This window comes from Streptomyces sp. MS19, from assembly GCF_047200595.1.
Taxonomy (GTDB): domain Bacteria; phylum Actinomycetota; class Actinomycetes; order Streptomycetales; family Streptomycetaceae; genus Streptomyces.
The window spans coordinates 112,419-135,686 of sequence record NZ_JBJZOH010000003.1; the positions used below are offsets into that span (position 1 = coordinate 112,419).

The 23,268-nt window shown below is 73.4% G+C and carries 26 protein-coding genes and 1 tRNA gene; 15 read left to right on the plus strand and 12 right to left on the minus strand.

What is annotated here, in order from left to right; all coding sequences use genetic code 11:
• Positions 1 to 78: 78 nt before the first annotated feature.
• Complete coding sequence (phoU, locus tag ACL02R_RS04555) at positions 79 to 753, minus strand: phosphate signaling complex protein PhoU (protein WP_412795533.1); 675 nt, start codon at positions 751 to 753, stop codon at positions 79 to 81.
• Positions 754 to 975: 222 nt separating this feature from the next.
• Between phoU and ACL02R_RS04560 the strand changes: the two genes are divergently transcribed.
• On the plus strand, positions 976 to 2,295 hold the full coding sequence (locus ACL02R_RS04560; RefSeq protein ID WP_412795534.1) for a sensor histidine kinase: 1,320 nt from the start codon (positions 976 to 978) through the stop codon (positions 2,293 to 2,295).
• A complete protein-coding gene (locus ACL02R_RS04565) occupies positions 2,292 to 2,972 on the plus strand; it encodes a response regulator transcription factor (protein WP_052848564.1) in 681 nt (226 codons plus the stop codon). Before ACL02R_RS04560 ends, ACL02R_RS04565 begins: the two co-directional genes overlap by 4 nt.
• Positions 2,973 to 3,061: 89 nt before the next feature.
• On the opposite strand, the gene ACL02R_RS04570 is transcribed toward ACL02R_RS04565, so the two are convergent.
• Positions 3,062 to 3,778, minus strand: coding sequence for a DUF461 domain-containing protein (locus ACL02R_RS04570; protein WP_412795535.1), 717 nt, complete (start codon positions 3,776 to 3,778; stop codon positions 3,062 to 3,064).
• A gap of 428 nt (positions 3,779 to 4,206) precedes the next feature.
• Between ACL02R_RS04570 and ACL02R_RS04575 the strand changes: the two genes are divergently transcribed.
• The 9 genes from ACL02R_RS04575 (at position 4,207) to ACL02R_RS04615 (ending at position 13,044) form a co-directional block, all read left to right on the plus strand.
• Positions 4,207 to 4,689 carry a CarD family transcriptional regulator gene (locus ACL02R_RS04575; protein ID WP_129841803.1) on the plus strand — a complete coding sequence of 161 codons (483 nt, stop codon included), beginning with the start codon at positions 4,207 to 4,209 and terminating at the stop codon, positions 4,687 to 4,689.
• A 586-nt stretch (positions 4,690 to 5,275) separates the two neighbouring features.
• Complete coding sequence (ispD, locus tag ACL02R_RS04580; protein ID WP_412795536.1) at positions 5,276 to 6,028, plus strand: 2-C-methyl-D-erythritol 4-phosphate cytidylyltransferase; 753 nt, start codon at positions 5,276 to 5,278, stop codon at positions 6,026 to 6,028.
• Positions 6,025 to 6,525 carry a 2-C-methyl-D-erythritol 2,4-cyclodiphosphate synthase gene (ispF, locus tag ACL02R_RS04585; RefSeq protein WP_412795537.1) on the plus strand — a complete coding sequence of 167 codons (501 nt, stop codon included), beginning with the start codon at positions 6,025 to 6,027 and terminating at the stop codon, positions 6,523 to 6,525. The genes ispD and ispF overlap by 4 nt, the downstream gene beginning before the upstream one ends.
• 105 nt (positions 6,526 to 6,630) lie before the next feature.
• Entirely contained in the window at positions 6,631 to 7,041 is a 411-nt protein-coding gene (locus ACL02R_RS04590; RefSeq protein WP_412795538.1) for a PPOX class F420-dependent oxidoreductase, read from the plus strand.
• A gap of 54 nt (positions 7,042 to 7,095) precedes the next feature.
• Positions 7,096 to 8,490: a cysteine--tRNA ligase gene (cysS, locus tag ACL02R_RS04595; RefSeq protein ID WP_412795539.1), complete on the plus strand. Its 1,395-nt coding sequence runs from the start codon at positions 7,096 to 7,098 to the stop codon at positions 8,488 to 8,490.
• A 13-nt stretch (positions 8,491 to 8,503) separates the two neighbouring features.
• Positions 8,504 to 9,469 (plus strand): 23S rRNA (guanosine(2251)-2'-O)-methyltransferase RlmB, encoded by a 966-nt coding sequence (rlmB, locus tag ACL02R_RS04600; RefSeq protein WP_412795540.1) that lies wholly within the window; start codon positions 8,504 to 8,506, stop codon positions 9,467 to 9,469.
• 126 nt (positions 9,470 to 9,595) lie between these two features.
• On the plus strand, positions 9,596 to 11,170 hold the full coding sequence (locus ACL02R_RS04605; protein ID WP_412795541.1) for a DoxX family membrane protein: 1,575 nt from the start codon (positions 9,596 to 9,598) through the stop codon (positions 11,168 to 11,170).
• A 96-nt stretch (positions 11,171 to 11,266) separates the two neighbouring features.
• A complete protein-coding gene (locus ACL02R_RS04610; RefSeq protein WP_412795542.1) occupies positions 11,267 to 11,881 on the plus strand; it encodes an RNA polymerase sigma factor in 615 nt (204 codons plus the stop codon).
• Positions 11,882 to 11,988: 107 nt separating this feature from the next.
• Complete coding sequence (locus ACL02R_RS04615; RefSeq protein ID WP_412795543.1) at positions 11,989 to 13,044, plus strand: CU044_5270 family protein; 1,056 nt, start codon at positions 11,989 to 11,991, stop codon at positions 13,042 to 13,044.
• Positions 13,045 to 13,136: 92 nt separating this feature from the next.
• Here ACL02R_RS04615 and ACL02R_RS04620 read toward each other — a convergent pair whose 3' ends face one another.
• The 3 genes from ACL02R_RS04620 to ACL02R_RS04630 form a co-directional block, all read right to left on the minus strand.
• Positions 13,137 to 13,865 (minus strand): nucleotidyltransferase family protein, encoded by a 729-nt coding sequence (locus tag ACL02R_RS04620; RefSeq protein ID WP_412795544.1) that lies wholly within the window; start codon positions 13,863 to 13,865, stop codon positions 13,137 to 13,139.
• 17 nt (positions 13,866 to 13,882) lie between these two features.
• Positions 13,883 to 14,290: a hypothetical protein gene (locus ACL02R_RS04625; RefSeq protein WP_412795545.1), complete on the minus strand. Its 408-nt coding sequence runs from the start codon at positions 14,288 to 14,290 to the stop codon at positions 13,883 to 13,885.
• A gap of 236 nt (positions 14,291 to 14,526) precedes the next feature.
• Complete coding sequence (locus ACL02R_RS04630) at positions 14,527 to 15,660, minus strand: ABC transporter ATP-binding protein (RefSeq protein ID WP_412795546.1); 1,134 nt, start codon at positions 15,658 to 15,660, stop codon at positions 14,527 to 14,529.
• Between the two features lie 257 nt (positions 15,661 to 15,917).
• On the opposite strand from ACL02R_RS04630, the gene ACL02R_RS04635 reads away from it, so the two are divergent.
• Both ACL02R_RS04635 and ACL02R_RS04640 read left to right on the plus strand, forming a co-directional pair.
• Positions 15,918 to 15,991 (plus strand) — tRNA-Thr (locus ACL02R_RS04635).
• A 193-nt stretch (positions 15,992 to 16,184) separates the two neighbouring features.
• Complete coding sequence (locus ACL02R_RS04640) at positions 16,185 to 17,207, plus strand: DUF6528 family protein (protein ID WP_412795547.1); 1,023 nt, start codon at positions 16,185 to 16,187, stop codon at positions 17,205 to 17,207.
• Between the two features lie 91 nt (positions 17,208 to 17,298).
• On the opposite strand, the gene ACL02R_RS04645 is transcribed toward ACL02R_RS04640, so the two are convergent.
• Both ACL02R_RS04645 and ACL02R_RS04650 read right to left on the minus strand, forming a co-directional pair.
• Positions 17,299 to 17,736 (minus strand): hypothetical protein, encoded by a 438-nt coding sequence (locus tag ACL02R_RS04645; RefSeq protein ID WP_412795548.1) that lies wholly within the window; start codon positions 17,734 to 17,736, stop codon positions 17,299 to 17,301.
• A 45-nt stretch (positions 17,737 to 17,781) separates the two neighbouring features.
• Positions 17,782 to 18,192 (minus strand): hypothetical protein, encoded by a 411-nt coding sequence (locus ACL02R_RS04650; RefSeq protein WP_412795549.1) that lies wholly within the window; start codon positions 18,190 to 18,192, stop codon positions 17,782 to 17,784.
• A gap of 33 nt (positions 18,193 to 18,225) precedes the next feature.
• Between ACL02R_RS04650 and ACL02R_RS04655 the strand changes: the two genes are divergently transcribed.
• Positions 18,226 to 18,753, plus strand: coding sequence for a hypothetical protein (locus ACL02R_RS04655; RefSeq protein ID WP_412795550.1), 528 nt, complete (start codon positions 18,226 to 18,228; stop codon positions 18,751 to 18,753).
• Positions 18,754 to 18,997: 244 nt separating this feature from the next.
• Here the strand turns inward: ACL02R_RS04655 and ACL02R_RS04660 are convergent, their stop codons facing one another.
• The 3 genes from ACL02R_RS04660 to ACL02R_RS04670 are packed head-to-tail and all read right to left on the minus strand — an operon-like array spanning position 18,998 to position 21,139.
• A complete protein-coding gene (locus ACL02R_RS04660; protein ID WP_412795551.1) occupies positions 18,998 to 19,372 on the minus strand; it encodes a hypothetical protein in 375 nt (124 codons plus the stop codon).
• Between the two features lie 43 nt (positions 19,373 to 19,415).
• Positions 19,416 to 20,321 carry an EamA family transporter gene (locus ACL02R_RS04665; protein ID WP_412795552.1) on the minus strand — a complete coding sequence of 302 codons (906 nt, stop codon included), beginning with the start codon at positions 20,319 to 20,321 and terminating at the stop codon, positions 19,416 to 19,418.
• Entirely contained in the window at positions 20,318 to 21,139 is an 822-nt protein-coding gene (locus tag ACL02R_RS04670) for an SDR family NAD(P)-dependent oxidoreductase (RefSeq protein ID WP_412795553.1), read from the minus strand. The genes ACL02R_RS04665 and ACL02R_RS04670 overlap by 4 nt, the downstream gene beginning before the upstream one ends.
• A 167-nt stretch (positions 21,140 to 21,306) precedes the next feature.
• On the opposite strand from ACL02R_RS04670, the gene ACL02R_RS04675 reads away from it, so the two are divergent.
• Complete coding sequence (locus ACL02R_RS04675; protein ID WP_412795554.1) at positions 21,307 to 21,882, plus strand: TetR/AcrR family transcriptional regulator; 576 nt, start codon at positions 21,307 to 21,309, stop codon at positions 21,880 to 21,882.
• A 321-nt stretch (positions 21,883 to 22,203) separates the two neighbouring features.
• Here ACL02R_RS04675 and ACL02R_RS04680 read toward each other — a convergent pair whose 3' ends face one another.
• Both ACL02R_RS04680 and ACL02R_RS04685 read right to left on the minus strand, forming a co-directional pair.
• Entirely contained in the window at positions 22,204 to 22,713 is a 510-nt protein-coding gene (locus ACL02R_RS04680) for a DinB family protein (RefSeq protein ID WP_412795555.1), read from the minus strand.
• Entirely contained in the window at positions 22,710 to 23,204 is a 495-nt protein-coding gene (locus ACL02R_RS04685; RefSeq protein WP_412795556.1) for an SRPBCC family protein, read from the minus strand. Before ACL02R_RS04685 ends, ACL02R_RS04680 begins: the two co-directional genes overlap by 4 nt.
• Between the last annotated feature and the right edge of the window lie 64 nt (positions 23,205 to 23,268).

Genomic DNA, 23,268 nt, shown 5'->3' on the forward strand with positions numbered 1-23,268 from the left:
GTCCCGCGTCCCATTGGACGCCGCCACGGCCCCCCGCCGTCAACCGCGCGCGACGGGGCGCGCGGTCGCACCGGCGGCTCAGACCGTCGGGTCGGGCTCCGGCGAGAACTCGTCCGCGTGCTCACCCGTCACCAGGTACACCATCCGCCGCGCGATCGACACCGCGTGGTCGGCGAACCGCTCGTAGTACCGGCCGAGCAGCGTCACGTCCACCGCCGTCTCGATGCCGTGCTTCCACCGCTCGTCCAGCAGGTGGCTGAAGAGCGTCCGGTGCAGCGAGTCCATCTCGTCGTCGTCCTGCTCCAGCTGCATGGCCAGGTCCACGTCCTTGGTGATCAGCACCTCGGTCGCCTTCGCCATCAGCCGCTGCGCCAGCTGCCCCATCTCCAGGATGGTCGCCGACAGGTCGCGCGGGACGGCCGAGTCGGGGAAGCGCAGCCGCGCCACCTTGGCCACGTGCTGGGCCAGGTCGCCGCACCGCTCCAGGTCGGCGCTCATCCGCAGGCTGGTGACGACGATCCGCAGGTCCGTCGCGACCGGCTGCTGGCGCGCGAGCAGGGCTATCGCCGCGTTCTCCAGGTCGCGGTGCATCTCGTCGACCTTGCTGTCCGCGGCGATGACGCTCTCCGCCAGCTTCAGGTCGGCGTCCAGCATCGACGTCGTCGCCCGGCCGATCGCCGAGCCGACGAACCTCGCCATCTCCACCAGGCTGTCGCTGACCGCGTCGAGTTCCTCGTGATACGCGTCACGCATTTGACCGTTCCGTCCCTTCCGAGCCCACCGGGCTGCTTCGCTCACACTCTCGGGTCCAGCTCGCCCCCGCGGGCCCGGCCCCCACACTCCGGCCGGAAAGCGGCCGTTCCCGCCCCGCCAAGTGAACCGTCGTTGTCGCCAAAGTGAACTCTCACCGGCGTCCGGACGAGCATCTCCGTCCGGCCCTGTGGTTCACCGCCACACCGCGCATAACCTGAGCATATGGACGTGAACGCGGCGGTCGCCGCAGTGGCGGCGATCGCCGGTCTGTGCACCGGCGTCATCGCCATGCTGGCATTCCGGCTCAGCGAGCGCGAGCGTACGCGTCCGCCGCGCGACACCCAGCAGGCGGAAGCCACCCTTCCGCCCGGCGTCGACACGGTCCTGTCGGTGCTCCGCTCCTCGGCCGTCGTGCTGGACGAGGGGGACGGCGTCGTCAAGGCCAGCTCGGCGGCGTACGCCCTGGGCCTGGTCCGCGGCGGCCGCCTCGCCGTCGAGCCCATGCTCAGGATGGCCAGGGACACGCGCCGTGACGGCGAGATCCGCCAGGTGGAGCTGGACCTGCCCCGGCAGACCCGGGCCGGCCGCCCCGACGTGCTCGCGGTCTCGGCGCGCTCGGCGCCGCTGGGCGCGCGGCTGGTCCTCCTGCTCGTCGAGGACCTGACCGAGGCCCGCCGCATCGAGGCGGTGCGCCGCGACTTCGTGGCGAACGTCAGTCACGAGCTGAAGACCCCGGCCGGGGCGCTGTCCCTGCTGTCCGAGGCGGTGCTCGACGCCGCCGACGACCCGGAGGCCGTCGTCCGCTTCGCCGGCCGCATGCAGAACGAGGCGACGCGCCTCACCAACCTCATCCAGGAGCTGATCGACCTCTCCCGCGTCCAGGACAACGACATGCTCGCCACCGCCGAGCTGGTCCCGGTCGAGGAACTGGTCACCGAGGCCATGGACCGCTGCCGCCAGCAGGCGGTCAGCAAGGGCATCACCGTCGCCTCGGGCGGCACCGCCGGCCTCACCGTCTGGGGCAACCGCGGCCAGCTCGCCGCGGCCCTCGGCAACCTGGTCGAGAACGCGGTCAACTACAGCCCGCCCCACACCCGGGTCGCCATCGCCGGCTCCCGCGCCCCCGGCCGCCAGGGCGAACTCGTCGAGATCGCCGTCACCGACCAGGGGATAGGGATCACCGAGCACGACAGGGAGCGCATCTTCGAGCGCTTCTACCGCGTGGACCCGGCGCGCTCCCGCGCCACCGGCGGCACCGGCCTCGGCCTCGCCATCGTCAAGCACGTGGCCGCCTCGCACGGCGGGGAGGTCATCGTGTGGAGCGCCGAGGGCCAGGGCTCCACCTTCACGCTTCGCCTGCCGGACCCCGGCAGCGCGCAGGAACGCCGCCTCGCGGCCCGCCGTGAACGCGACGGACTCGGCGGCACACTCCACGAACCGGCGGAGTTCCCCGACAGCGCCGACACGGACGTCGCCGCGGACGTGGACCCACAGCCGCACGCCACCCGCACCAACGATCCCGCCCGGGAGGCCCTCCCGTGACCAGAGTGCTCGTCGTCGAGGACGAGGAGTCCTTCAGCGACGCCCTGTCGTACATGCTCCGCAAGGAGGGCTTCGAGGTCGCCGTCGCGGCGACCGGGCCCGACGGGCTGGACGAGTTCGAGCGCAACGGCGCCGACCTCGTCCTGCTCGACCTCATGCTGCCGGGACTGCCCGGCACCGAGGTCTGCCGGCAGCTGCGCGGCCGTTCCAACGTCCCCGTCATCATGGTCACCGCCAAGGACAGCGAGATCGACAAGGTCGTCGGTCTTGAGATAGGCGCGGACGACTATGTGACCAAGCCCTTCTCGTCCCGCGAGCTGGTCGCGCGCATCCGCGCCGTCCTGCGCCGCCGCGGCGAGTCGGAGGAGGAGAGCCCCGCCGCCCTGGAGGCCGGCCCGGTCAGGATGGACGTGGACCGGCACGTCGTCACGGTCTCCGGGCGGAAGGTCGACCTGCCGCTGAAGGAGTTCGACCTGCTGGCGATGCTGCTGCGCAACGCCGGGCGCGTCCTCACCCGTATGCAGCTGATCGACCGCGTCTGGGGCGCGGACTACGTCGGCGACACGAAGACGCTCGACGTCCACGTCAAGCGGCTGCGCGCCAAGATCGAGCCGGACCCGGGCGCGCCGCGCTACCTGGTGACGGTCCGGGGCCTCGGCTACAAGTTCGAGCCGTAAGGACGCCCGGGGCGTACGGGTGAGGGGCGGGTCCGTCACGACGGACCCGCCCCTCACCCCTGTACCGCAGACTGCTGACCGTTGGTGCCTCAGTCGCCGACGGCGGGGCCGTCCGACTCACCGGTGACCGGCTCGTCGCCGTTCGCGTCGTCGGTGCCCTCGGCCTGGTCCTCCTCGGCGGGCTCACCGGTCTCGCCGGTCTCCCCGGCCTCGTCGCCTGCCTCGGCCTCCTCGTTCGGCCCGGCGTCCGGGTCCACCCCGGGGATGTCGCCCGACTCCTCGGAGGCGGCGGGGGAGGGGCCCCAGTCGGCGTAGTGCTCGTACGCCTCGCCGTCGGACACGACGGTCGCGCGCAGCTCGATGTCGCCGGTGTCGCTCAGCACGAAGACGACGCGCTGCGCGTTGCCGAGCGCGACGTCGGAGCCGCTCGGGTCCTGGATGACGACGGCCGGGTTGCCCTCGCCGCCGAGCGCCACCGAGCCGTGCGCCGGGACGACCACGCGGCCCTCGCCCTCGGCGGGCGTCAGCTCGGCGGACGTGCCGGAGTCCGGCAGCTCGACGGATTCGAGGACCTGGTCCTCGTCGCCGTCGTTGAACAGCCGCGCGGAGACGGCGGCCGGTCCCTCGTCCGGGTCGGGCAGGATGACGTTGACGTTCTGGACCTTGATGTCCTCCACATGGGCGGACGCGTTGTCCGGGCGGATCTTGCCGGTGTCGGCGTCGTGCCCGGCACCGCAGGCCGTCAGCCCGGCGATCGAGAACGCGAAGAAGGCGGCGGCCACGCCGCGTCGAAGGCTGCTGCTCACGGCGGCGGCACTCTCCTCGGAGGGTCAGGATGATCTCTCAGGGGGTCAGCGTACCGACCGCTCCCCGGCGTGCCGCATCCGGCCCACCCGCAGGGAGTGTCCGGTAATTGGCCGCTTTCCGACGCCGTCCAGGTGATCAATTCTTCGAGCCTTGCACACGTACGCGAAGGCATTCTGTCAACCGGGACAAAACGGACGGCTTTCCATGGGTGACGGAACTTCTTCACGCGCTCCCGTGCATAGCGGCGCGAACTGCGCGGACCGCCGAACCGCCCTCCGACCTGCGCATACCCGCCGCCGAGACCGCCCCGCAGCATGCCGCGGGTGCCCTTGTCAACCCCCGAGATATGGTCTGACCTGCGAAAACGTCATTCAAAGGGCTCCCTTCCCGTGTTAGCATGGAGAGCCACGGAAGGGGTACCTGTCACATGACGTTCAAGGTTGGCGACACCGTGGTCTATCCCCATCACGGGGCCGCGACGATCGAGGCCATCGAAACCCGCCCGATCAAAGGCGTGGACAAGATCTACTTGGTGCTGAAGGTCGCCCAGGGTGACCTGGAAGTGCGCGTGCCGGCGGAAAACGCCGAGCTCGTCGGTGTGCGCGATGTGGTTGGGCAGGACGGTCTGGACCGGGTCTTCGAGGTGCTCCGCGCGCCGTACGCCGAGGAGCCGACCAACTGGTCCCGCCGGTACAAGGCGAATCTCGAAAAGCTCGCGTCCGGCGATGTCATCAAGGTGGCCGAGGTCGTCCGCGACCTGTGGCGCCGTGAGCGTGAGCGCGGCCTGTCCGCGGGCGAGAAGCGGATGCTCGCCAAGGCCCGGCAGATCCTGGTCAGCGAGCTGGCGCTCGCCGAGGCCACCAACGAGGACAAGGCCGAGTCCCTTCTGGACGAGGTTCTCGCTTCCTGAGAGCGAAAGCCCTGGAAACGGAGTTCACGCCGGATCGGGCAGCGCCCGGACGTGTATCGGGGTCCGATCGGCGGGCGCGTCGAAAACGTCCGCGGAGCGGTACTCGATCGCGTGATCCAGCGGGATCACCGGACCGTCGCCGATGATCGCGAGATCATCCTGTGATCATCGACCGGAGATCACCGTCCTCCCACTCCAGAATGGCGTCCGCTGGAAATGAGTGCCCGACCGGGTGACGTGCGCGTGCATCTTTTCCGAACAACGCACGACGACACACCGGACGCGTCTCACGTTCAGCGTTCTCCCGCATTGCCGCAGCGCCCGAAAGGCATTCCCGGTGCCACGCGGGCGCTGTGGCATGTAAGGCCGTGCCAGGTGAAAACACGGCGTGCGGCGGAGGTGTTCCGGCCGGAAAAAGCACCGGAATGCCTCACTGCCATCGGCGGTGATGCTCTCGCTGCCGCCGTGTGCCGGTCCCTCAGGGCCGACTCGACCGGGACGTCACGGAAGGGTCCGATCGGGCCGCGTCCGGCACGCTGAGGCCATACCCACCACCGCCCCGCGAACAAACCTGCATACCTGGGCAATGTCAGAGATCACACCCCCGTCCGGCGCGATTCCGCGCACCGCAGCCGTCATCCCGGCCGCAGGCCTGGGCCTCCGCCTCGGCGGCGGCACCCCCAAGGCCCTGCGCGAGCTGGGCGGGACGCCGATGCTCGTCCACGCCGTGCGCGCCATGGCGCGCGCCCGCGCCGTCTCCCTGGTCGTCGTCGTGGCGCCGCCCGACGGCGTCGGCAAGACCCGCTCCCTGCTCGACGAGCACCCCGCGCCGCCCGGCGTGACGCAGCTCGTCGTCGCGGGGGGCGCCACACGGCAGGAGTCCGTGCGCCTCGGCCTCGCCGCGCTGCCCGAGGACGTCGGCGTCGTCCTCGTCCACGACGCGGCGAGGCCGCTGGTGCCCGTCACCACGGTGGACGCCGTGGTGGAGGCCGTGCGCGCCGGGGCGCCCGCCGTCGTGCCCGCGCTGCCCGTCACCGACACGGTCAAGCAGATCGCCGTGCCCGCCGTCGCGGGCGAGCCGGAGCCCGTCGTGGCGACGCCCGACCGGGCGCTGCTGCGCGCGGTCCAGACGCCGCAGGGCTTCGACCGCGCCACGCTGGCCGAGGCCCACGCCGCGCACGCCGCCGGCGGCGACGCCACCGACTGCGCCGGGCTCGTCGAACGGCTCGGCGTCCCCGTCGTCCTCGTGCCGGGGCACGAGGAGGCGTTCAAGGTCACCCGTCCCCTCGACCTCGTGCTCGCCGAGGCCGTCCTCGCCCGCCGGAGGCCCCCGTCATGACCGACAGCCCAGCTCACCCCGTGCTGCCGCGCACCGGGATCGGCACGGACGTGCACGCGTTCGAGGCGGGCCGCGCCCTGTGGTGCGCCGGGCTGCGCTGGCCGGACGCCGCGTACGGGCTCGCCGGGCACTCGGACGGCGACGTCGCCGCGCACGCCGCCTGCGACGCCCTGTTCTCCGCCGCCGGGCTCGGCGACCTCGGCGCGCACTTCGGCACCGACAGGCCCGAGTGGGCCGGCGCCGCCGGGACGGCGCTGCTCGCCGAGGCCGCCCGCATCGTCACGGCGGCCGGGTTCACCATCGGCAACGTCGCGATCCAGGTCATCGGCGTCCGCCCCAAGATCGGCACGCGCAGGGCGGAGGCGCAGGCCGCGCTGTCGGCCGCCGCGGGCGCGCCGGTCTCCGTCTCGGGCACGACCACCGACGGGCTCGGCCTCACCGGCAGGGGCGAGGGCCTCGCCGCCGTCGCGACCGCGCTCATCGTTCCATCGAGTTGAGCGTTCCGCCGGGCCGGCGGCGCGGCGGCGCGCACGAGGCGCCGCCCACCGGGTATACGGCGTAGCGGACGAAGCCAGCACACGCACGTACAGGAAGGCACAGCCGTGTCCCTCGCACTCCCCGAACCCCTCAGGTCGGCGCTCGACCAGCCGACGGTCGTCACCATCGCCACCATCCAGCCCGACGGGTCGCCGCAGGTGAGCCCCGTGTGGGTCGCCCGGGACGGGGACGACCTCCTCGTCTCCACCACGGTCGGCCGCCGCAAGGAGCGGAACCTGCGCCGCGACCCGCGCGCGACCGTCACCGTCCTCCCGCCGGAGAACCCGTACGCGTACGCCGAGATCCGCGGCACCGTGACGCTGGCCACCGAGGGCGCCGAGGAGCTGATCGACACCCTGTCCCGCAAGTACACGGGCAAGTCCTACGCCGAGTTCAACCCGGCGTCCGCGCAGGACGATCCCCGGGTCGTCGTGCGCGTCACGCCGACCCGGATCAACGGGCAGGGGATCGTCTGACAACCGGTGCCGCGGGCGTCCCACCGGCGCCCCGGCGCCCACTACTCTTGAGGCGTGACCATTCGCCTGTATGACACCAGCGCCCGGCAGATCCGTGACTTCACCCCGGCCCTGCCGGGCTGCGTCTCGATCTACCTGTGCGGCGCGACGGTGCAGGCGGCCCCGCACATCGGGCACGTGCGGTCGGGGGTCAGCTTCGACATCATGCGCCGCTGGTTCGCGCACCAGGGGTACGACGTCACGTTCGTGCGCAACGTCACGGACATCGACGACAAGATCATCGTCAAGAGCGCCGAGCAGCGCCGCGCCTGGTGGGCCCTCGGCTACGAGAACGAGCGCGCCTTCGACACCGCGTACGCGCTGCTCGGCTGCCTGCCGCCCACGTACCAGCCGCGCGCCACGGGCCACATCCCGGAGATGACCGCCATGATGGCCGCGCTGATCGAGCGCGGCCACGCGTACGCGGCGGACGGCAACGTGTACTTCGACGTCCGCTCCTTCCCCGGCTACCTCCAGCTGTCCAACCAGGACCTCGACCACCTGCTCCAGCCCGAGGGCGAGGGCGAGACCGGCAAACGGGACCCGCGCGACTTCGCCCTGTGGAAGGCCGCCAAGCCGGGCGAGCCCAGCTGGGACACCCCCTGGGGGCCGGGCCGCCCCGGCTGGCACCTGGAGTGCTCGGCGATGGCGCACAAGTACCTCGGCCCGGTCATCGACATCCACGGCGGCGGCATCGACCTGGTCTTCCCGCACCACGAGAACGAGATCGCGCAGTCCCGGGCGTTCGGCGACGAGTTCGCGCGCTACTGGGTGCACAACGCGTGGGTGACCATGGCGGGCGAGAAGATGAGCAAGTCGCTCGGCAACTCCGTGCTGGTGACCGAGATGGCGAGGCGGTGGCGGCCGATCGTGCTGCGGTACTACCTCGGCACGCCGCACTACCGCTCGACCATCGAGTACAGCGAGGCGGCGCTCGCCGACGCCGAGGCGGCGTTCGGCCGGATCGAGGGCTTCCTGACGCGCGCGGCCGAGCAGGTCGGCCCGGTCGCGCCCGCGACCGAGGTGCCGTCCGACTTCGCCGCCGCCATGGACGAGGACCTCGGCGTGCCGCAGGCGATGGCCGCCGTCCACACCACCGTCAGGCAGGGCAACGCGGCGCTCGCCGAGGGCGACAAGGAGTCGGCCGCCGCCCTCGCGGGCCAGGTGCGCGCGATGCTCGGCGTGCTCGGGCTCGACCCGCTCGACCCGGCCTGGAACGGTACGGGCGCCGGGCGCGGCGAGGAGCTGACCGGCGTGGTGGACACGCTGGCGCGGCTCGTGCTCGCCCAGCGGCAGGCCGCCCGCGAACGGCGGGACTACGGCACCGCAGACGCCATCCGTGATGAACTCCAGTCCGCCGGCCTGGTCATCGAGGACACGCCCAGCGGCCCCCGCTGGGAACTCAGTTAGGACACACACAGACATGCCAGGCAACAGCGCCCGCCCCAACCGCCGTACCAGCAACAAGAAGGGCCCGCAGATCGGCAGCGGCGGCCAGCGCCGCAAGGGGCTCCAGGGCAAGGGTCCGACCCCGCCCGCCGAGATGCGCACCGGCCACGCCAAGCAGCGCGCCGCGCAGGCCAAGGACGCCAAGGCCCGCAGGCAGCAGGGGCGTTCGGGCGGCGGCGCGCGGCGCGGCGGCAGGACGCCGGCCGAACTGGTCGTCGGCCGCAACCCGGTGGTCGAGGCGCTGCGCGGCGGCGTACCGGCGAACACGCTGTACGTCCAGCAGTTCCTCGACACGGACGACCGTGTCACCGAGGCCGTCAAGCTGGCCATGGAGCGCGGCGACGTGCACCTGATGGAGGCGCCGCGGGCCGAGCTGGACCGCATGACCAACGGGCTGTCGCACCAAGGGCTCGTGCTCCAGATCCCGGCCTACGAGTACGCGCACCCGGACGACCTGCTCGGCGCCGCGGACGACGCGGGCCAGGCGGCGCTGATCGTCGCGCTCGACGGCGTCACCGACCCACGCAACCTCGGTGCCGTCGTGCGGTCCGCCAGCGCGTTCGGCGGGCACGGCGTGGTCGTGCCTGAGCGGCGGGCGGCCGGGATGACGGCCGGGGCGTGGAAGACGTCGGCGGGGACCGCGGCCCGTACGCCCGTCGCGCGCGCCACCAACCTGACGCGCGCGTTGCAGAGTTACCAGAAGGCGGGCCTCACCGTCGTCGGGCTCGCGGCGGACGGCGAGGCCGAGCTGGCGGACGCGCCGGGGCTCGACGGCCCTGTCGTGGTGGTCGTGGGCAGCGAGGGCAAGGGCCTGTCGCGGCTCGTCGGCGAGACGTGCGACGTGCGCGTGCGCATCCCGATGCCGGGCGGCGCCGAGTCGCTCAACGCCGGTGTGGCGGCCGGGATCGTGCTGTACGAGGCGGCGCGCCGCCGCGCCTGACGCGTGCCGGGCGGGGAGCGGGCGCCGCCCGCCCCCGCCCGGGGTCGTCCGACGGGTCGCGGTTTGACGGGTCACAGACAGACTTTTGCGGTCAAGGCAGTGTCCTCAGGCGTGTCACTCAGTTAGATGAGTGTGGACACCAGAACACACCGCGGCCCCGCGACGGACGAGCCGGTGCTGAGCATGGTCAAGGTGCCGTGCGACCCCGCGCAGGTCGTCGTGAACCACGTCAGTTTCCGGGTGCAGCTCCCCGGTCCGTCCCCGGTCAGCGGAGCGGTCGGCGACCCCACCCGGCTGGCCCGGGTCCCCACGGCGGGCCGCCGCCGTCCCGTCGTCTGGACGGGCCGCAGCTCGCCTGGCGACCCGGCGGCGAGCACACTCGTCCAGGCGGTGCGCGACGCCGGTGTCTCGGGCGCGACCCAGGTGCTTCCGCGTGTCACGCCCCGCAAGACCCTGATCTCCCCGCGCGCCCCGCTCCCGCCGGAGAGCACGCGCCTGCTCTCCGCCGCCGTCGCGGGACCGCCCGCGCAGCGCTCCCGGCCCGGTACGGGCAGGACGGCCGCGCCGACCCCGCCGCGCGGCACCGAGCAGACCGTCGAGGTGGGCCGTACCCCCGCCGGGCCCGCCGGGCCGCGCGCGGCCGACCGCCGCCAGGCGTACGCGCCGGGCCGCCGCGCCAGCCGGATGAGCCTGGGCGTCGTGCTGCTGCCGCTGCGCGTCCTGCTCGGCTTCATCGCCATCTACGCGGGCATGGGCAAGCTCACCGACCCCGTCTACTTCGACGGCGGCGAGCGCGGCTCGCTCTACGCCTGGCTGGCCACGCTGGAGCCGTGGACCGTCGCCGCGCCGCTGCACGACTGGGCGCTCGCGCACCCGATCGGCGCGGGCCTGACCGTCGCGTTCACGCAGATCATCGTCGGCGTCCTCACCGTCTTCGGCCTGTGGCAGCGCCTCGCCGCCTCGCTCGGGGCGCTGCTCTCACTGGCGCTGCTGGTCACCGTCAGCTGGCGGAACGGCCCGGCGTACGACACCCCCGACATCATCCTGTGCGCCGCCTGGAGCCCGCTGATCATCGCGGGCGCGCCCGTCTACTCGCTGGACTCCCGCCTGGCGACGGAGGCGTGGCGCACGCTGGGGCCGCGAGCCCCGCTGTCGGAGCTGCGCCGCCGGGTGCTGCGGCGCGGCACGCTGACGGCGGCGCTGCTGCTCGGCGTCGCCCTGCTGCTCGGCTCGATGCTGGGCAGCGCGGTGCGGTCCGCCGCGTTCCCCGATGCGCCGGAGCCGGGGCAGCCGCCGCGCAACCACCTGCCGGGACAGCCGCTCACCGAGGAGGAAGAGGAGGCGCGCCGCGAGGGTGCTTCCAGCAGCCCCTCGGCCGGGGCGGACTCCGCCGAGGAGCCGGGCACGGGCGGTTCCGCGTCCCCCGAGGGCACCGAGTCGGGCGCCACGACCGGCCCGTCGGCCGGGACCGGCGAGACGGGCGGCGCGTCGCAGTCGCCCGCGCAGGAGGCACCGCCCGCGCAGCAGACGGTGCCCGCGCCGCAGCGGTCCTCGCCGCCGACCGAGAGCTACGTCCCCGAGGAGCCCGCCCCCGCGCCGGAGACGGGCGGCGACGCGGGCGACTCCGCCGAGCAGGACGCTCCGGCGGAGGACGGGGGTGAGCGGAGCAGCCTCGGCCCTATCGGCGGGCTGCTCGGTTAGGTGAGGTACTGGGCACCTCATGATGTGACCCGGGTCATGTCGCGCGCGGGGTAACGTGGCCCCCGCGCGCGGACAAGCCGGGGAGTGGACCATACGATGCACGCCCGGGTGCGGGACGGCGACCCCGAGGCGTTCCGTGAACTGTTCGACGCGCACGCGCGGTTGATCCACGGGTACGCGGCCCGGTGGACCGGCGACCGCGCGCTCGCGGAGGACGTCGTCTCCCTCACGTTCCTCGAAGCGTGGCGGCTGCGCGACCGCGTGCGGGACGAAGGGGTCGGCCTGCGCCCGTGGTTGATGGGCATCGCCGTCAACGTGCTGCGCAACACGACGCGCGCCCGGCGCCGTTACGAGGCCGCGCTGTCCCGTCTGCCCACGGGCGGGAGCGAGCCCGACTTCTCGGACGAGGTGGTCGGGCGCATGGCCGACGCCGAACGGGTCGCGGCGGCGCGGCGCGCCCTGGAGCGGCTGCGGCCGGGGGACCGCGAGGTGTTCATGCTGTGCGTGTGGTCCGAACTCTCGCACGCCGAGGCCGCGGTGGCGCTCGGTATCCGCGAAGGGACGGTCCGCACGCGCCTGTTCCGCGCCCGGTCGCGGCTGCGGCGGTTCGCCGACGAGGAAATGGCACGGGAACGCGCCGCGCGACCCGGACAACTCCACAGTGACCGCCTGCACCGGGCGGTCCGGTCCAGTGAGGGGACGAGCGGATGAAGCGCCAGGACGACGCGCCGGACCCGGGCGAACTGTCGCGGCTGCTCCCGGCACCCGGCGTTCCGGTCCTTTCCGGGGACCGAAGCCGCGTGCTTCAGGAGTTTGTGATGAGCGAGATCGAACGCGAGCAGGAGCGGGCCGCCGAGCCTGCCGCCGTACCGGCGCGGCCGAAGCGGCGGCGCGCGCTGTGGGTGGCGCTGCCGGTGGCGGCGGCCCTGGTGGCGGGCGCCGTGACGTACACGGCGCGGGACGGCGACGGGGCGGGCGACGTCATCGGGACGCCCATGGCGGCGAGCCCGGCGCAGTTCCTCCGGCAGGTGTCCGTGCGCGCCGGGGAACTGCCGGTGCCGCGCGCCGACCAGTTCATCTACCAGCGGACGGTGAGTACGTTCCGGCCCATGACGGAGGAGGAGTGGGCGGAGTACTACGAGGAGAACGGGACGGTGGTCGCCGAAGCCACGGAGGACGGCGGCTGGATGGTGCGGACCGACGGGCCGGGGATCACACATCCCCCCCTCCGGGTCCTCTGGACCGACCTCGGACGTCCCATGGGCAGGCCCGCCGAGCCGTACGAGACGGAGAACTGGATCTCCACAAACGGCACGACCGGCTGGTCGATCGACCCCTACGACCCCGTGAACACCGAGGGTGACGGCGCTCCGGTCGAGGTCGAGATCCCGGAGCCGTACCTCGAAGCGGCCACCTACGAGTACCTCACGGAACTCCCCACCGACGCCGGGGCCCTGCGGGATCTGGTCTACCACGAGTTCGGCGAGGAGGACGGGATGACCGGCGAGGCGCTGGAGCAGCGGGTCTTCAACGGCATCGGCAGCCTGGCGTACCAGGAGTTGCTGCCGCCCGGACTCGCGGCGGGGCTGTACGAGGCGCTCGGCCAGGTCCCTGGCGTGGCGATGCTGGAGGGGATCGAGGACGCGGCGGGGCGCACGACCGTCGGCGTGGGGCGCCTTGACCAGGACACCGGCGTCCGGTGCACGTACCTCTTCGACCCGGAGACGTACGACCTCCTCGGCTACCAGGAGGTCCAGGTCGAGGAGCAGGACGGTGTGGCGGTGGGCACGCTGCTGGACAACCAGGCCATCCTCGAACGCGGTGTCGTGGACGAGCTGCGGCAGCGGCCCGGCGAGGGCAGCGGGGCGGCCTGAGCGTCCCGCGCGCGGCCCGGCTCCTCGCAGGGCGGGCCGCGCGACGGGCGGATGGGGAACGGCGGCCCGGGGGCCGGTGGCGCGGGACGGTCTCAGCCGCGCGCCAGCTCCCGGGCCGCCTCCGTGAGGTCCTTGGCGGTGTCGATGGCCCGCCAGTACGCGCCCTGCGGGATGGCGAAGCCGGCCAGGCGGCGTTCGCGGGCGAGGCGGGGGAACGTGGTGCGCTCGTGGTCGCCCCGGTCCGGCAGCAGCTTGGTGAACTCGGCGGCGAAGACGTACACGCCCGCGTTGATCGGGTACGGGGACGGGGGCGCCTCGATGAAGTCGAGGACGTGCCCGAAGTCGTCGATGTCCACGGCGCCCCAGGGCATGCGGGGACGGGCGAGGGCGAGGGTGGCGAGGGCGTCGCGTTCGCCGTGGAAGCCGGCCATCTCGCGGAGGGAGAAACGGGTCCAGATGTCGCCGTTGGTCGCGTACCAGGGCTCGTCCTGGCGGGGCAGCGCGGCGGCGGCGTACTTGAGGCCGCCGCCACGGCCGAGGGGCTCCGACTCGATGACCGTGGTGACGCGCAGCGGGAGGTCGGCGGTGGCCAGCCACTCCTGGAGGACCTCGGCGAGATGTCCGCAGGAGATCACCGCGTCCGTGACCCCCTCCTGGGCGAGCCAGGTGAGCTGGTGCCCGATGATCGGGACGCCGGTGCCGGGGATCTCCACCATCGGCTTGGGCCGGTCGTCCGTGTAGGGGCGCAGGCGCGAGCCCTGACCGCCGGCCAGGATCACGGCCTGCGTGGGCTGCGGGGCGTCGAGCGGGCTCTGGGGCATGCCCGCAGCCTACGGGGTCAGTTGGCGGCGGCGACGCCCGAGGCGTAGGAGGTGTCGCACACCGGGCGGGCGTGCTGCTGGGCGCGGCGCGTGCTGCCGTACTTCTCGACGGCGGCCTCGCCGAGCGCCTGGGCGATCTCGCCGCAGTGCGGGGCCAGTCCGGGGTCGCGGTCGACGGCTTCCTGGAGCGCGGTGAGGGCGGCGGTCGGGTCGTCCTGCCGGAGGGTGACCAGCAGGCGCTCCTGGAGGGCGGCCTCGGGCGTCAGCTCCTGCTGCTCCTCCTCGGAGGACGCGGTGAGCATCTGGTCGCCCGCCGGGCCGCCGACCCACGGGACGCGGGAGACGGCGAGGGTCCCGGACAGCACCAGGACAACGGGCAGGGCGATGGCGAGAGTTCGGCCGATGTGGCGGAGTGCCTGGTTCACTGGGTGGTACTCCTCGCGAAGCGGTGACGGCGGGCCGTCGGGGACTGTCGGGAACAACGACTGGCCCGTCGATGGTAGCGAGGAGAAGTGTTTCGGTGACACTCGGTCACTCTCACGGGTGATGAACTGCCGGGAACCCGGCCCCGCGTGTTGACGTACGGAGGGCCGCCCCTCCGCCGTGTGTGCGGAGGGACGGCCCGTGGGTCCGTGCGGTGGTGCGGTCTGCCCGGTGTGGGTCAGGCGCTCAGGCGCTCACCGGTGCTCTTGGCGAACACGTGGGTCTCGCCGGGGCGGGGGACGACGTTGACGGTCGTGCCGCGCTCGGGGACGTCACGGCTGTCCACGCGGATGACCAGGTCCTTGTCCTCCCCGCCGATCTTCGCGGTGCCGAAGATGTAGCCGTCGGCGCCGGTCTCCTCGACCACGTTGACGGTGACGGCCAGGCCCGCCTCCTTCTTGTCGTCGGCCTTCTCCAGCGAGGCGGCCTCGCCGTTGCCGGTGACGACGGCGAAGTGCTCGGGGCGGCAGCCGACGACGACGTGGGTGTCGCCCTTGGCCTGGGCCTCGGAGAGGGCGGTGCGCTCGACCGGGACGACGCTGTTGCCGAACTTCACGCCGCCATCGGTGATCGGGACCTCGACCAGGTTCATGGCCGGGGAGCCGATGAAGCCGGCGACGAAGAGGTTGGCCGGCTTGTCGTACATGCGGCGCGGGGAGTCGATCTGCTGGAGGATGCCGTCCTTGAGGACCGCGACGCGGTCGCCCATGGTCATGGCCTCGACCTGGTCGTGGGTGACGTAGACCGTGGTGACGCCCAGGCGGCGCTGGAGGCCGGCGATCTGCGTACGGGTCTGGACGCGGAGCTTGGCGTCCAGGTTGGACAGCGGCTCGTCCATGAGGAACACCTGGGGCTCACGCACGATGGCGCGGCCCATCGCGACGCGCTGCCGCTGGCCGCCGGAGAGGGCCTTCGGCTTGCGGTCGAGGTACTCGGTGAGGTCGAGGATCTTCGCGGCCTCTTCGACCTTGGTGCGGATGTCCGTCTTGTTGACGCCCGCGATCTTGAGCGCGAAGCCCATGTTCTGCGCGACGGTCATGTGGGGGTAGAGCGCGTAGTTCTGGAACACCATGGCGATGTCCCGGTCCTTCGGCGGCAGGTGGGTGACATCGCGGTCACCGATGTGGATGGAGCCTCCGTTGACGTCCTCAAGACCCGCGAGCATGCGCAGGGAGGTGGACTTGCCACAGCCGGAGGGGCCGACCAGCACCAGGAACTCGCCGTCGGCGATCTGGATGTCCAGCTGGTCCACGGCGGGCTTGTCGCCGCCGGGGTAGATGCGGGTGGCCTTGTCGTAGCTGACCGTCGCCATTGTTCTGCTGTCTCCTTCTACCGGCAGGAACGTGCCGGACGATCCGAGTAGGAAGGTGTTACGCCCATATGTATGGACGGCTACCGCAACCTAACTCGCGGGGGGCCGGTCTGTCAGTACCTGGCGGTAAAAGAAAACCGTGTTAACGGAAGAATGCCGCGTACCGGTCACGGAGGGTGAGACGGGGGCCCCGGTCTGCGGATATCCCGCTCTGTGAGCGGGCGCGGCCGTGTACCCTGGAGCGGCTTCACGGCCCTGCCGCCTTAGCTCAGCCGGCCAGAGCAGCTGTCTTGTAAACAGCAGGTCGTCGGTTCGAATCCGACAGGCGGCTCGTACGGAAGGACCCCCTCGCCCGCCGGTGAGGGGGTCCTTCCGTTTCCCGGCGCGCACCTCGGCGTTCTCAGGACATCAGCGTTCACCGGACGTTCCCGCGCGGGCACTTTCTCCCTCTTGTGCCGCATGGCAGATTCCGGTCGCGTCGTTCCCCACAGGCGGCCGGACGGCCGTCGGACGAAGGGCGATCCATGTCTTACGACTCTCCCCTCCGGTCACGCCGCGGCGTGCTGCTCGGGGCCGCGGCGGCCGGTGCGGGGCTCACGCTCGGGGCCGCCGGGCAGGCCGCCGCCCACCACCGGAGCACGGCCCCCGTGGTGGTCGCCGAGCAGGCGAGCAGGCGGCTGCTGGTGCTCGATCCCCGCGTGGACGTGTGGGACCCGGCGGCCGGCCCGTCCGCCGTGCTGTGGGCGTTCTCCCCGCTGGGCGACCCGCGCTACCGCGACCTCGACCCCGACACGAGCTGGGTCTACCCCGACGAGGCCAAGGCACGGCGCCTCGGAGGCCGGACGTTCGTGCTGACCACGGCGTCCTTCGGCTTCGCGGCCGCCGTCGAGTACCCGACGGGACGGCGGTACTGGGCGGGCGGCCTCGGCGCCGGGGACGACCTGCTCAACCCCCACACCGCCGAGATCCTGCCGGACGGCAACGTCGCGGTCGCGTGCAGCACGGGCGCCCTGGTCCGGCTGTTCGCCGCCTCGCTCGGCCCGTACGCCACGCGGTACACCGACGCGGAGCTGAAGGGCGCGCACGGGCTGCACTGGGACCAGGACCGCCGGGTGCTGTGGGCTCTGGGCGACGACGAACTGGTGGCCTACGAGGTCACGGGCACGCGGGTGCGCCCTGGCCTGCGGCGGCGGTTCGCGGTGCCGCTGCCCGTGGCCACCCCGGGGGCGACGGCCGGTGGGCACGACCTCGCCCCCGTGCTGGGGCGGCCGGGCCGCCTGTGGGTGACGACGAACGCCGCGGTGCACCAGTACGACATCGCGCGCCGGGCGTTCGTGCAGGACTTCCCCGGCGCGGCCGAGATCTCCCGGAGGTCCGTGAAGGCCGTCGGCGACGACCCGCGCACCGGGCAGGTCCTCAGCAACGTGCCGGAGGCGGGCCTGGGGGAGTCGTGGTGGACCACGACGGTGAGCCTGCACCGGCCCGCAGGCAGCCGGAGGCTGGTGGACGGCGGGATCTACAAGGCGCGTTGGTGGCTGCCCCGCTGAACGGACCGTCCCGTCCGGGCCGTCACCCACCTCGGCGCCACCGGGCAGGCGAGGGAAACGGGTCGGCCGCGCGGGGGCGGGGGCGGGGGTGTCAGGAGGCAGCAGTGGGGGCGGCGCGGAGGCGGCGGGCCGTGACGACGAGGACGGCGGCGGTCAGGGTGACCGCCGCCGGGGTCAGCAGCGCGTAGAGGGTGGGGTTCACCCAGGAGGGCACCACCTCCACGCCCTGGCACACCGTGCTGAGCGGGAAGCGGGTCTGCGTCTGGGGGCGGACGTTGGCGCCCACGCTGAAGATGCAGATGTCCTGCGGGTCCTTGAACGAGGTGGCGTACTCCAACTCCGCGTACAGGCGGAACAGGAGCGCCGCGCACACGGACAGGCAGCACACCAGGGCCAGGGGGCGGGGGCTCGCGAGGCGGGGCCGGCCGCCTTCGCGTAACCGTCGCACGGTGTGTGCCGTGAGCAGGGCGAGAGCGACGACGGTGGCGGGGAGCGCCAGCATGGTGAGGCTGTCGAGGAGGGTGACCATGCGGCATGCTCGCACGCGTGCCGTCGCCGCGCGGGTCTGCCGGGGTCAGGGGGCCGCCGCGCGGCGTACCCCGATGACGACGGCGGCGGTCATGGTGATCGCGGCGAAGGCCAGCAGGCCGAAGAAGGTGGGGTTCACCCATGCCGGTATGAGTTCGACGCCGTCGCAGACCACGCTGAGCGGGATCGTCGTCTCGCGTTCGGGTTCGCCGTGGTGGTCCGTGTAGTTGGCGCAGAGGTGGACGGGGCGGAAGCTGTAGGCGTACTCGTACTCCGCCCACGTCCGGAGCATCCCCGCCCCGCACGCGGTCAGGACCGCCCCCATCGCCAGGGGGAACGGGCTGGCGAGGCGTGGCCGCCCGCCCTCGCGCAACCGCCGTACCGCGTGCGTGATCAGGCCGAGGAGGGAACCGGCGGCGAAGATCGGTAAGGGGAAGAGGAAGACGAGTATGAGCATGCCGCATGGTCGCACGGCATAGGGTGGAACGCCGTGGAACTCTGGGGAGCGCGCCTGTACGGCGATCCGTGCCGTGACTGCGGGTTCGCGTGGTCGCTGACGCCGCGCGGGGCCGTCGAGCTGGTGACGGCGCTGCCCGCGCGGTACGCCGGGCTGACCGAGGGGCGGCGGGGGGACGAACGGCTCCCCGGGCTCGCGTGGAACGTCACCGCGTACGTCAGCCACGTCACCGACAACCTCCGTAACTGGGCCGAACGGCTCGCCGCCGCGCGGCTGTCGGACGCGCGGCACGTCCCGGGCTACGACCAGGATCTGCTGGCGCGGGTGCGGCGCTACGACGAGGTGCCGCTGGCGGGCGCGCTGTGGTCGCTGCGGTGGGCGGTCGCCGCGTGGGCGGAGTCGGTGTCGGCGGCGCTGGACACGGGGATCGTGCTCGAACACGTGGCGCGGGGCGGGCAGTCCGCCGAGGACGTCGCGCTGAACAACGCCCACGACGCGGCGCACCACGCGTGGGACATCGCCCGCATCCTCGCCTACACGGACGAGCGGGTCATCGGCTGACGTCCGGAGGGATCGGGGGATTCGGTCCGTCGGCAGGACGTTCGCGGCCGTGCCGGTGAGGTCGTCCCAGACCTGGGGCTGCTGTACGCGCGGTGCGAGTGTGCGGGCGTGGAACCCCGCCGCGTACTCCTCGGTCTCCTCGGAGTACTGAGCGCTGCCCGGGAAGCCGTCCCCGGGCGGTGACGCCGGTCGTGCCGTCTGTCCGCACGCACGCGCTTGTCCCCGGGCCGGACGGCCCCGCAGGTCATCGGCCGAAGTGCCGCTCCAGGGCCTCGGCGAGGGTGACGACCGGGCAGCCGAGGGCCTCGGTCAGGGCGGAGCGCTGTCGTTCGGTCAGCGCCGACGGTGCGACGAAGATGGCGAGTTGTGCGCCCGTTCGCTCGCGGAGGTCCGCCGCCTCGCGGACCTTGCCTGGGCCGAGGACCGTCCTGGGGGAGAGGGGCAGCGCCATCTTCCGCACCCCGCCGTGCGAGACGCCGCGGCGCTGCACGATCCGGCCGGTGACGTGGGCGCCGCGCGCGGTGAGCTGATCCGCGGCGGCGTCCATGCGGGCGGCGAAGTCCTTCTCGTCGCCGGGAAAGTAGCCGACGAGGAGGACAGCGAGGCGGTCTGGGGACATGGACGGCACGATAGGCGACCCGCTGCTCCCCGGGGGGTCGGGATCAGGACTTGTCGGCCGTCCCGACGAGCCGCAGGGCCCGGCGCGGGGCCGTCGGCTGCCGCAGCCCGAGGGCGACGCCCGCCGCGACGATCAGCGCGCCCGCGACGTCGGCGGGCCCTGCCCCGCCGAGGCCGAGCACGACGGTGGTGAGCAGCGCGCCGATGGGCACGAGCCCGGCGAAGAGCCCGGCGCGGTCCGCGCCGAGGCGGCGCAGCGCGTCGTACCAGAGGAAGAACGCGGCGGCGGTGACGATCGCGCCGAGGTAGACGAACGCGGCGCCCTCGCCGAGGGTGGGCGCGCGCAGGGAGGCGGTGCCGTCCAGCGCGAGGCTCGCGGCCAGCAGCAGGGGGACGGACAGCGCGGCGGGGTAGGCGGCGACCCGCAGGGGGCCGAGCCTGGGCAGCAGCGGGACGGCGAGCAGGGAGAAGGCGACCTCCCCGGCGAGCGCGCCGAGCGACAGCAGGAGGCCGGCCGGGCTGCCCGAGCCGAGGCCCGCGGCGACGGCCGCGCCGAGCGCGACGACGGTCGCGGCGCCGACGGTCCTGGCGGCGGGGCGGCGGCGTTCCGCGAGCGGCCCGACGAGGGCGAGCACGAGGGGGACGGCGCCGACGACGGTGGCGATCATGGCGGGTCCGGCGTGGCGGGTGGCCTCGACGAGGAAGAGGTTGAACCCGGCCAGGCCGGTGGCGGCCAGCGCCGCCAGCAGCAGGATGTCGCGCGGTGTCAGGCGGACGCGGGGCAGGCGCTGGTGGCGCACGACGGCGAGCAGGATCGCGGCGGCGAGCGCGTAGCGCAGGGCCTGCCCGGCGAGGACGGGGTAGTCGGCGATGGTGGCGGAGACGGCCGTCGAGGTGCCGACGAGCAGCATCGCCGAGGCGGCGCCGACGGGGGCGGGGACGGATCTCACGCGGCGTGCTCCTGCTGCGGGGCCGGGGTGGCGGCCGGAGGGGTGAGGACCTTGCGGGTGACGCGTTCGGCGAGGGCGGCGACCAGGGTGCGGGGGCGGCGGGGCGTCAGGTGGGCGCCCAGGGCGTTGCCGAAGCCGGGGACGATCCAGGCGCGGTCGCGGTCCAGCGCGCGGAGCGTGGCGCGTACGACGGGCTCGGGGGTGGTCATGGAGCCGGTGACGGCGGCCTTGCGGGTGCCGATGGTGTCGAAGAACGCGGTCTCGACGGGGCCGGGGCACAGCGTGAGCACGCGGATGCCGCGCCGCCGGTACTCCTGGCGCAGGGCGAGGCCGAAGTTGAGGACGAACGCCTTGGCCGCCCCGTAGACGGCGAAGTAGGGGGACGGCTGGAAACCGGCGTTGGAGGCGACGTTGACGACCGCGCCGTGGCCGCGCGCCAGCATGCCGGGCAGCAGCTGGTGGGTGAGGTCCACGAGCGCGACGACGTTGACCATCAGCTGGTCGTGGTCCCTGGCCGCCGGGATCTCCTCGAAGCGGCCGCAGGTGCCGAAGCCCGCGTTGTTGACCAGCAGGTCCACGCTCAGGCCGCGGCCGGCCAGCTCGCCGGCGACGCGGTGGGCGGCGTCCGGCTCGGCGAGGTCCTGCACGAGGACGTGGGCGCGTACGCCGTGCTCGGCGGTCAGGCGTTCGGCGAGGGCGGCGAGCCGGTCGGCCGACCGTGCGACCAGGACGACGTCGTGGCCCTGGGCGGCGAGCTGGGCGGCGAACTCGGCGCCGAGGCCGGACGAGGCTCCGGTGATGAGCGCGGTGCGGGGCATGGCTTTCCCTTCGGTCGATCGGCGCTGGGCGCTAACTGGGATGAGACAGTACCGGTAATCTCTAGAAACGCAACAGTAGCGATGCAGTTAGTGGCGGGAATGCATCGGAGCTGTAGGATCTGTCGCGGAAACCGGGTGAACCGGCGGGCGGTCGAGTGGGAGGCGTGATGAGTGAGACGGTGGCGCGGCCGTTGCGGGCGGACGCGGAACGCAGCGTGCGCGCGGTGCTGGAGGCGGCCGAGCGGGTGCTCGCCGAGGACCCCGGCGCGTCCATGGAGCAGATCGCGGCGGCCGCCGGGGTGGCCAGGACGACGATCCACCGGCGGTTCGCCAACCGGCAGGCGCTGATCGAGGCACTGGCGTCGTCGGCGGCCCGCCAGCTCGTCCAGGCCGTGGACGACGGCAGGCCGGACACCGCGCCGCCGCTGGTGGCGATGCACCGGATCACCGCCAACGTCCTCCAGGTCAAGAGCGCCTGGGCGTTCGCGCTGGAGCAGCCGGCCGACGCGGGCGGCGAGGCCGCCGCGCTCCACGAGGCCATCGCCCGCCGCTGCGTCGCCGTGCTGGAGCGGGCGCGGGCGGACAAGCTCATCGACGAGGCGGCCGACCTCGACTGGGTACGCCGGGTCTACTACGCGCTCATCGGGGAGTCCCTGCGCGACGCCGCCGACGGCGCCGACCCGGACGCGCTCGCAGCCCGCGTCATCGACACCCTGCTACGCGGCGCGGCCCCCCGCGCGTAACGCGCGCCGCGGCGGCCTGCCGGGCGGAGGGGCGATCTCACGGCCTGCCGTGGTTCCTCCGCCGGGTCGCCGACCTCGCCGGGGCCGCGCCGGGCGAGGTGCTGCACGTGGGGGATCGCCCGGCGGACGACGTGTTCCCTGCGCGTGAGGCGGGCCTGCTGACGGCCTACCTGCGGGTGGACGACCAAGCCGTCCGTGCGACGGCGCGGTGTGCGTCGTCGCGCGGGCTGGTGGGGACGCCGTGGAGGGCGGAGGTCTCGCGGAAGATCACCGCCGCCCGCCCCGCAGGGGCCCCGGCGGAACCTTGCCGGGTCACCGCGCTCAGTCGGCGTAGGGGCTGCCGCCGAGCCAGGTGGTGCCGTCGATCAGTTCGCGTGCCGCGTCCAGATGGCCGCAGTGGCAAGCGACTTCGACGATCACGTGGAGCAGGACGTGCCGCACGTCGGGCAGCCGCCAGACCGGCCAGATCTCCACGGGCCAGGCGGCGGGCTCCTGTTCGGGCGCGGCGGTGGCGAGTACGGCGTCCGCGCGGGCGATGGCCGCCCGGTAGCCGTCGAAGACCTTCCCGGCGGTCATCCCCTCGGGTACGGACCAGTGCGCCTCGGCGCCCGCCGCGAGCTGCCCGGCCACGTCCGGGTCGCCCGCGATGACGCCGGGGAACCAGAAGCGTTCGACGTCCATGGTGAGGTGGCGCACCAGCCCCAGGCAGCTCCAGCCGCTCGGCAGCACCGGCCGCCGCAGGTTCTCGTCCGAGAGCCCGTCGAGGATGCCGAGGACGTGCTCGCGCTGGCGGTCCAAAGCGCCTTTGAGGGCGGCGAGTTCGGCGTTCACCGGGCGGCGCACAGGTCGGCGAGGCGTTCCAGGGTGCTCGTCATCTGCTCCTGCCACCAGGCGCGTCCGCTGTCCACTTCCGCGCGTTTGTCCTCCGGCAGGCGTGAGCCGTCGAACGTCTCGGTCACGACTGTCGCCCCCGGCCCGTCCGGGGCCAGGTCGAAGATCCACCGGTGGCCCCAGGCGTTCTCCGGCGCCGTGGCGTCGGGGTGGCCGCGCCCCGGCGTCGGCTCCCAGCCGATGCGGCGGTCCGGCTCGTACGTGACGAGATGGTTGCGCATCTCGTAGTCGCCGTGGCGCTCGGCGTGCATCCGCATCACGAAGACATCGCCGACGCCCGAGATCGCGGCGGCGAAGTCACCGCCGCGCAGCATCCCCGACCCGTCGAAGTCCCGGTGCCGCCCGGGATCGGCCAGGGCCCGGAAGACGTCCCCCGCTGATGCCTCGACTCGCCGGGACACCGCCACGACGGCCTCACCTGTCGCAGCCACCCACCGCACCTCCTTCGACGCTCACCCCGGACGTTACACCGGGGGTACGACAACGCCTGCGTGT

Bases quoted from the DNA above. Each gene is read 5' to 3' on its own strand.
- ACL02R_RS04575 (WP_129841803.1), top strand. From the start codon at position 4,207: ATGACGTTCAAGGTTGGCGACACCGTGGTCTATCCCCATCACGGGGCC.
- ACL02R_RS04560 (WP_412795534.1), top strand. From the start codon at position 976: ATGGACGTGAACGCGGCGGTCGCCGCAGTGGCGGCGATCGCCGGTCTG.
- phoU (WP_412795533.1), bottom strand. From the start codon at position 753: ATGCGTGACGCGTATCACGAGGAACTCGACGCGGTCAGCGACAGCCTG.
- ACL02R_RS04645 (WP_412795548.1), bottom strand. From the start codon at position 17,736: ATGGTCACCCTCCTCGACAGCCTCACCATGCTGGCGCTCCCCGCCACC.
- ACL02R_RS04610 (WP_412795542.1), top strand. From the start codon at position 11,267: ATGCACGCCCGGGTGCGGGACGGCGACCCCGAGGCGTTCCGTGAACTG.
- ACL02R_RS04640 (WP_412795547.1), top strand. From the start codon at position 16,185: ATGTCTTACGACTCTCCCCTCCGGTCACGCCGCGGCGTGCTGCTCGGG.
- ACL02R_RS04620 (WP_412795544.1), bottom strand. From the start codon at position 13,865: ATGCCCCAGAGCCCGCTCGACGCCCCGCAGCCCACGCAGGCCGTGATC.
- ispD (WP_412795536.1), top strand. From the start codon at position 5,276: ATGTCAGAGATCACACCCCCGTCCGGCGCGATTCCGCGCACCGCAGCC.
- rlmB (WP_412795540.1), top strand. From the start codon at position 8,504: ATGCCAGGCAACAGCGCCCGCCCCAACCGCCGTACCAGCAACAAGAAG.
- ACL02R_RS04615 (WP_412795543.1), top strand. From the start codon at position 11,989: ATGAGCGAGATCGAACGCGAGCAGGAGCGGGCCGCCGAGCCTGCCGCC.
- ACL02R_RS04660 (WP_412795551.1), bottom strand. From the start codon at position 19,372: ATGTCCCCAGACCGCCTCGCTGTCCTCCTCGTCGGCTACTTTCCCGGC.
- ACL02R_RS04675 (WP_412795554.1), top strand. From the start codon at position 21,307: ATGAGTGAGACGGTGGCGCGGCCGTTGCGGGCGGACGCGGAACGCAGC.
- ACL02R_RS04630 (WP_412795546.1), bottom strand. From the start codon at position 15,660: ATGGCGACGGTCAGCTACGACAAGGCCACCCGCATCTACCCCGGCGGC.
- ACL02R_RS04605 (WP_412795541.1), top strand. From the start codon at position 9,596: ATGAGTGTGGACACCAGAACACACCGCGGCCCCGCGACGGACGAGCCG.
- ispF (WP_412795537.1), top strand. From the start codon at position 6,025: ATGACCGACAGCCCAGCTCACCCCGTGCTGCCGCGCACCGGGATCGGC.
- ACL02R_RS04670 (WP_412795553.1), bottom strand. From the start codon at position 21,139: ATGCCCCGCACCGCGCTCATCACCGGAGCCTCGTCCGGCCTCGGCGCC.
- ACL02R_RS04650 (WP_412795549.1), bottom strand. From the start codon at position 18,192: ATGCTCATACTCGTCTTCCTCTTCCCCTTACCGATCTTCGCCGCCGGT.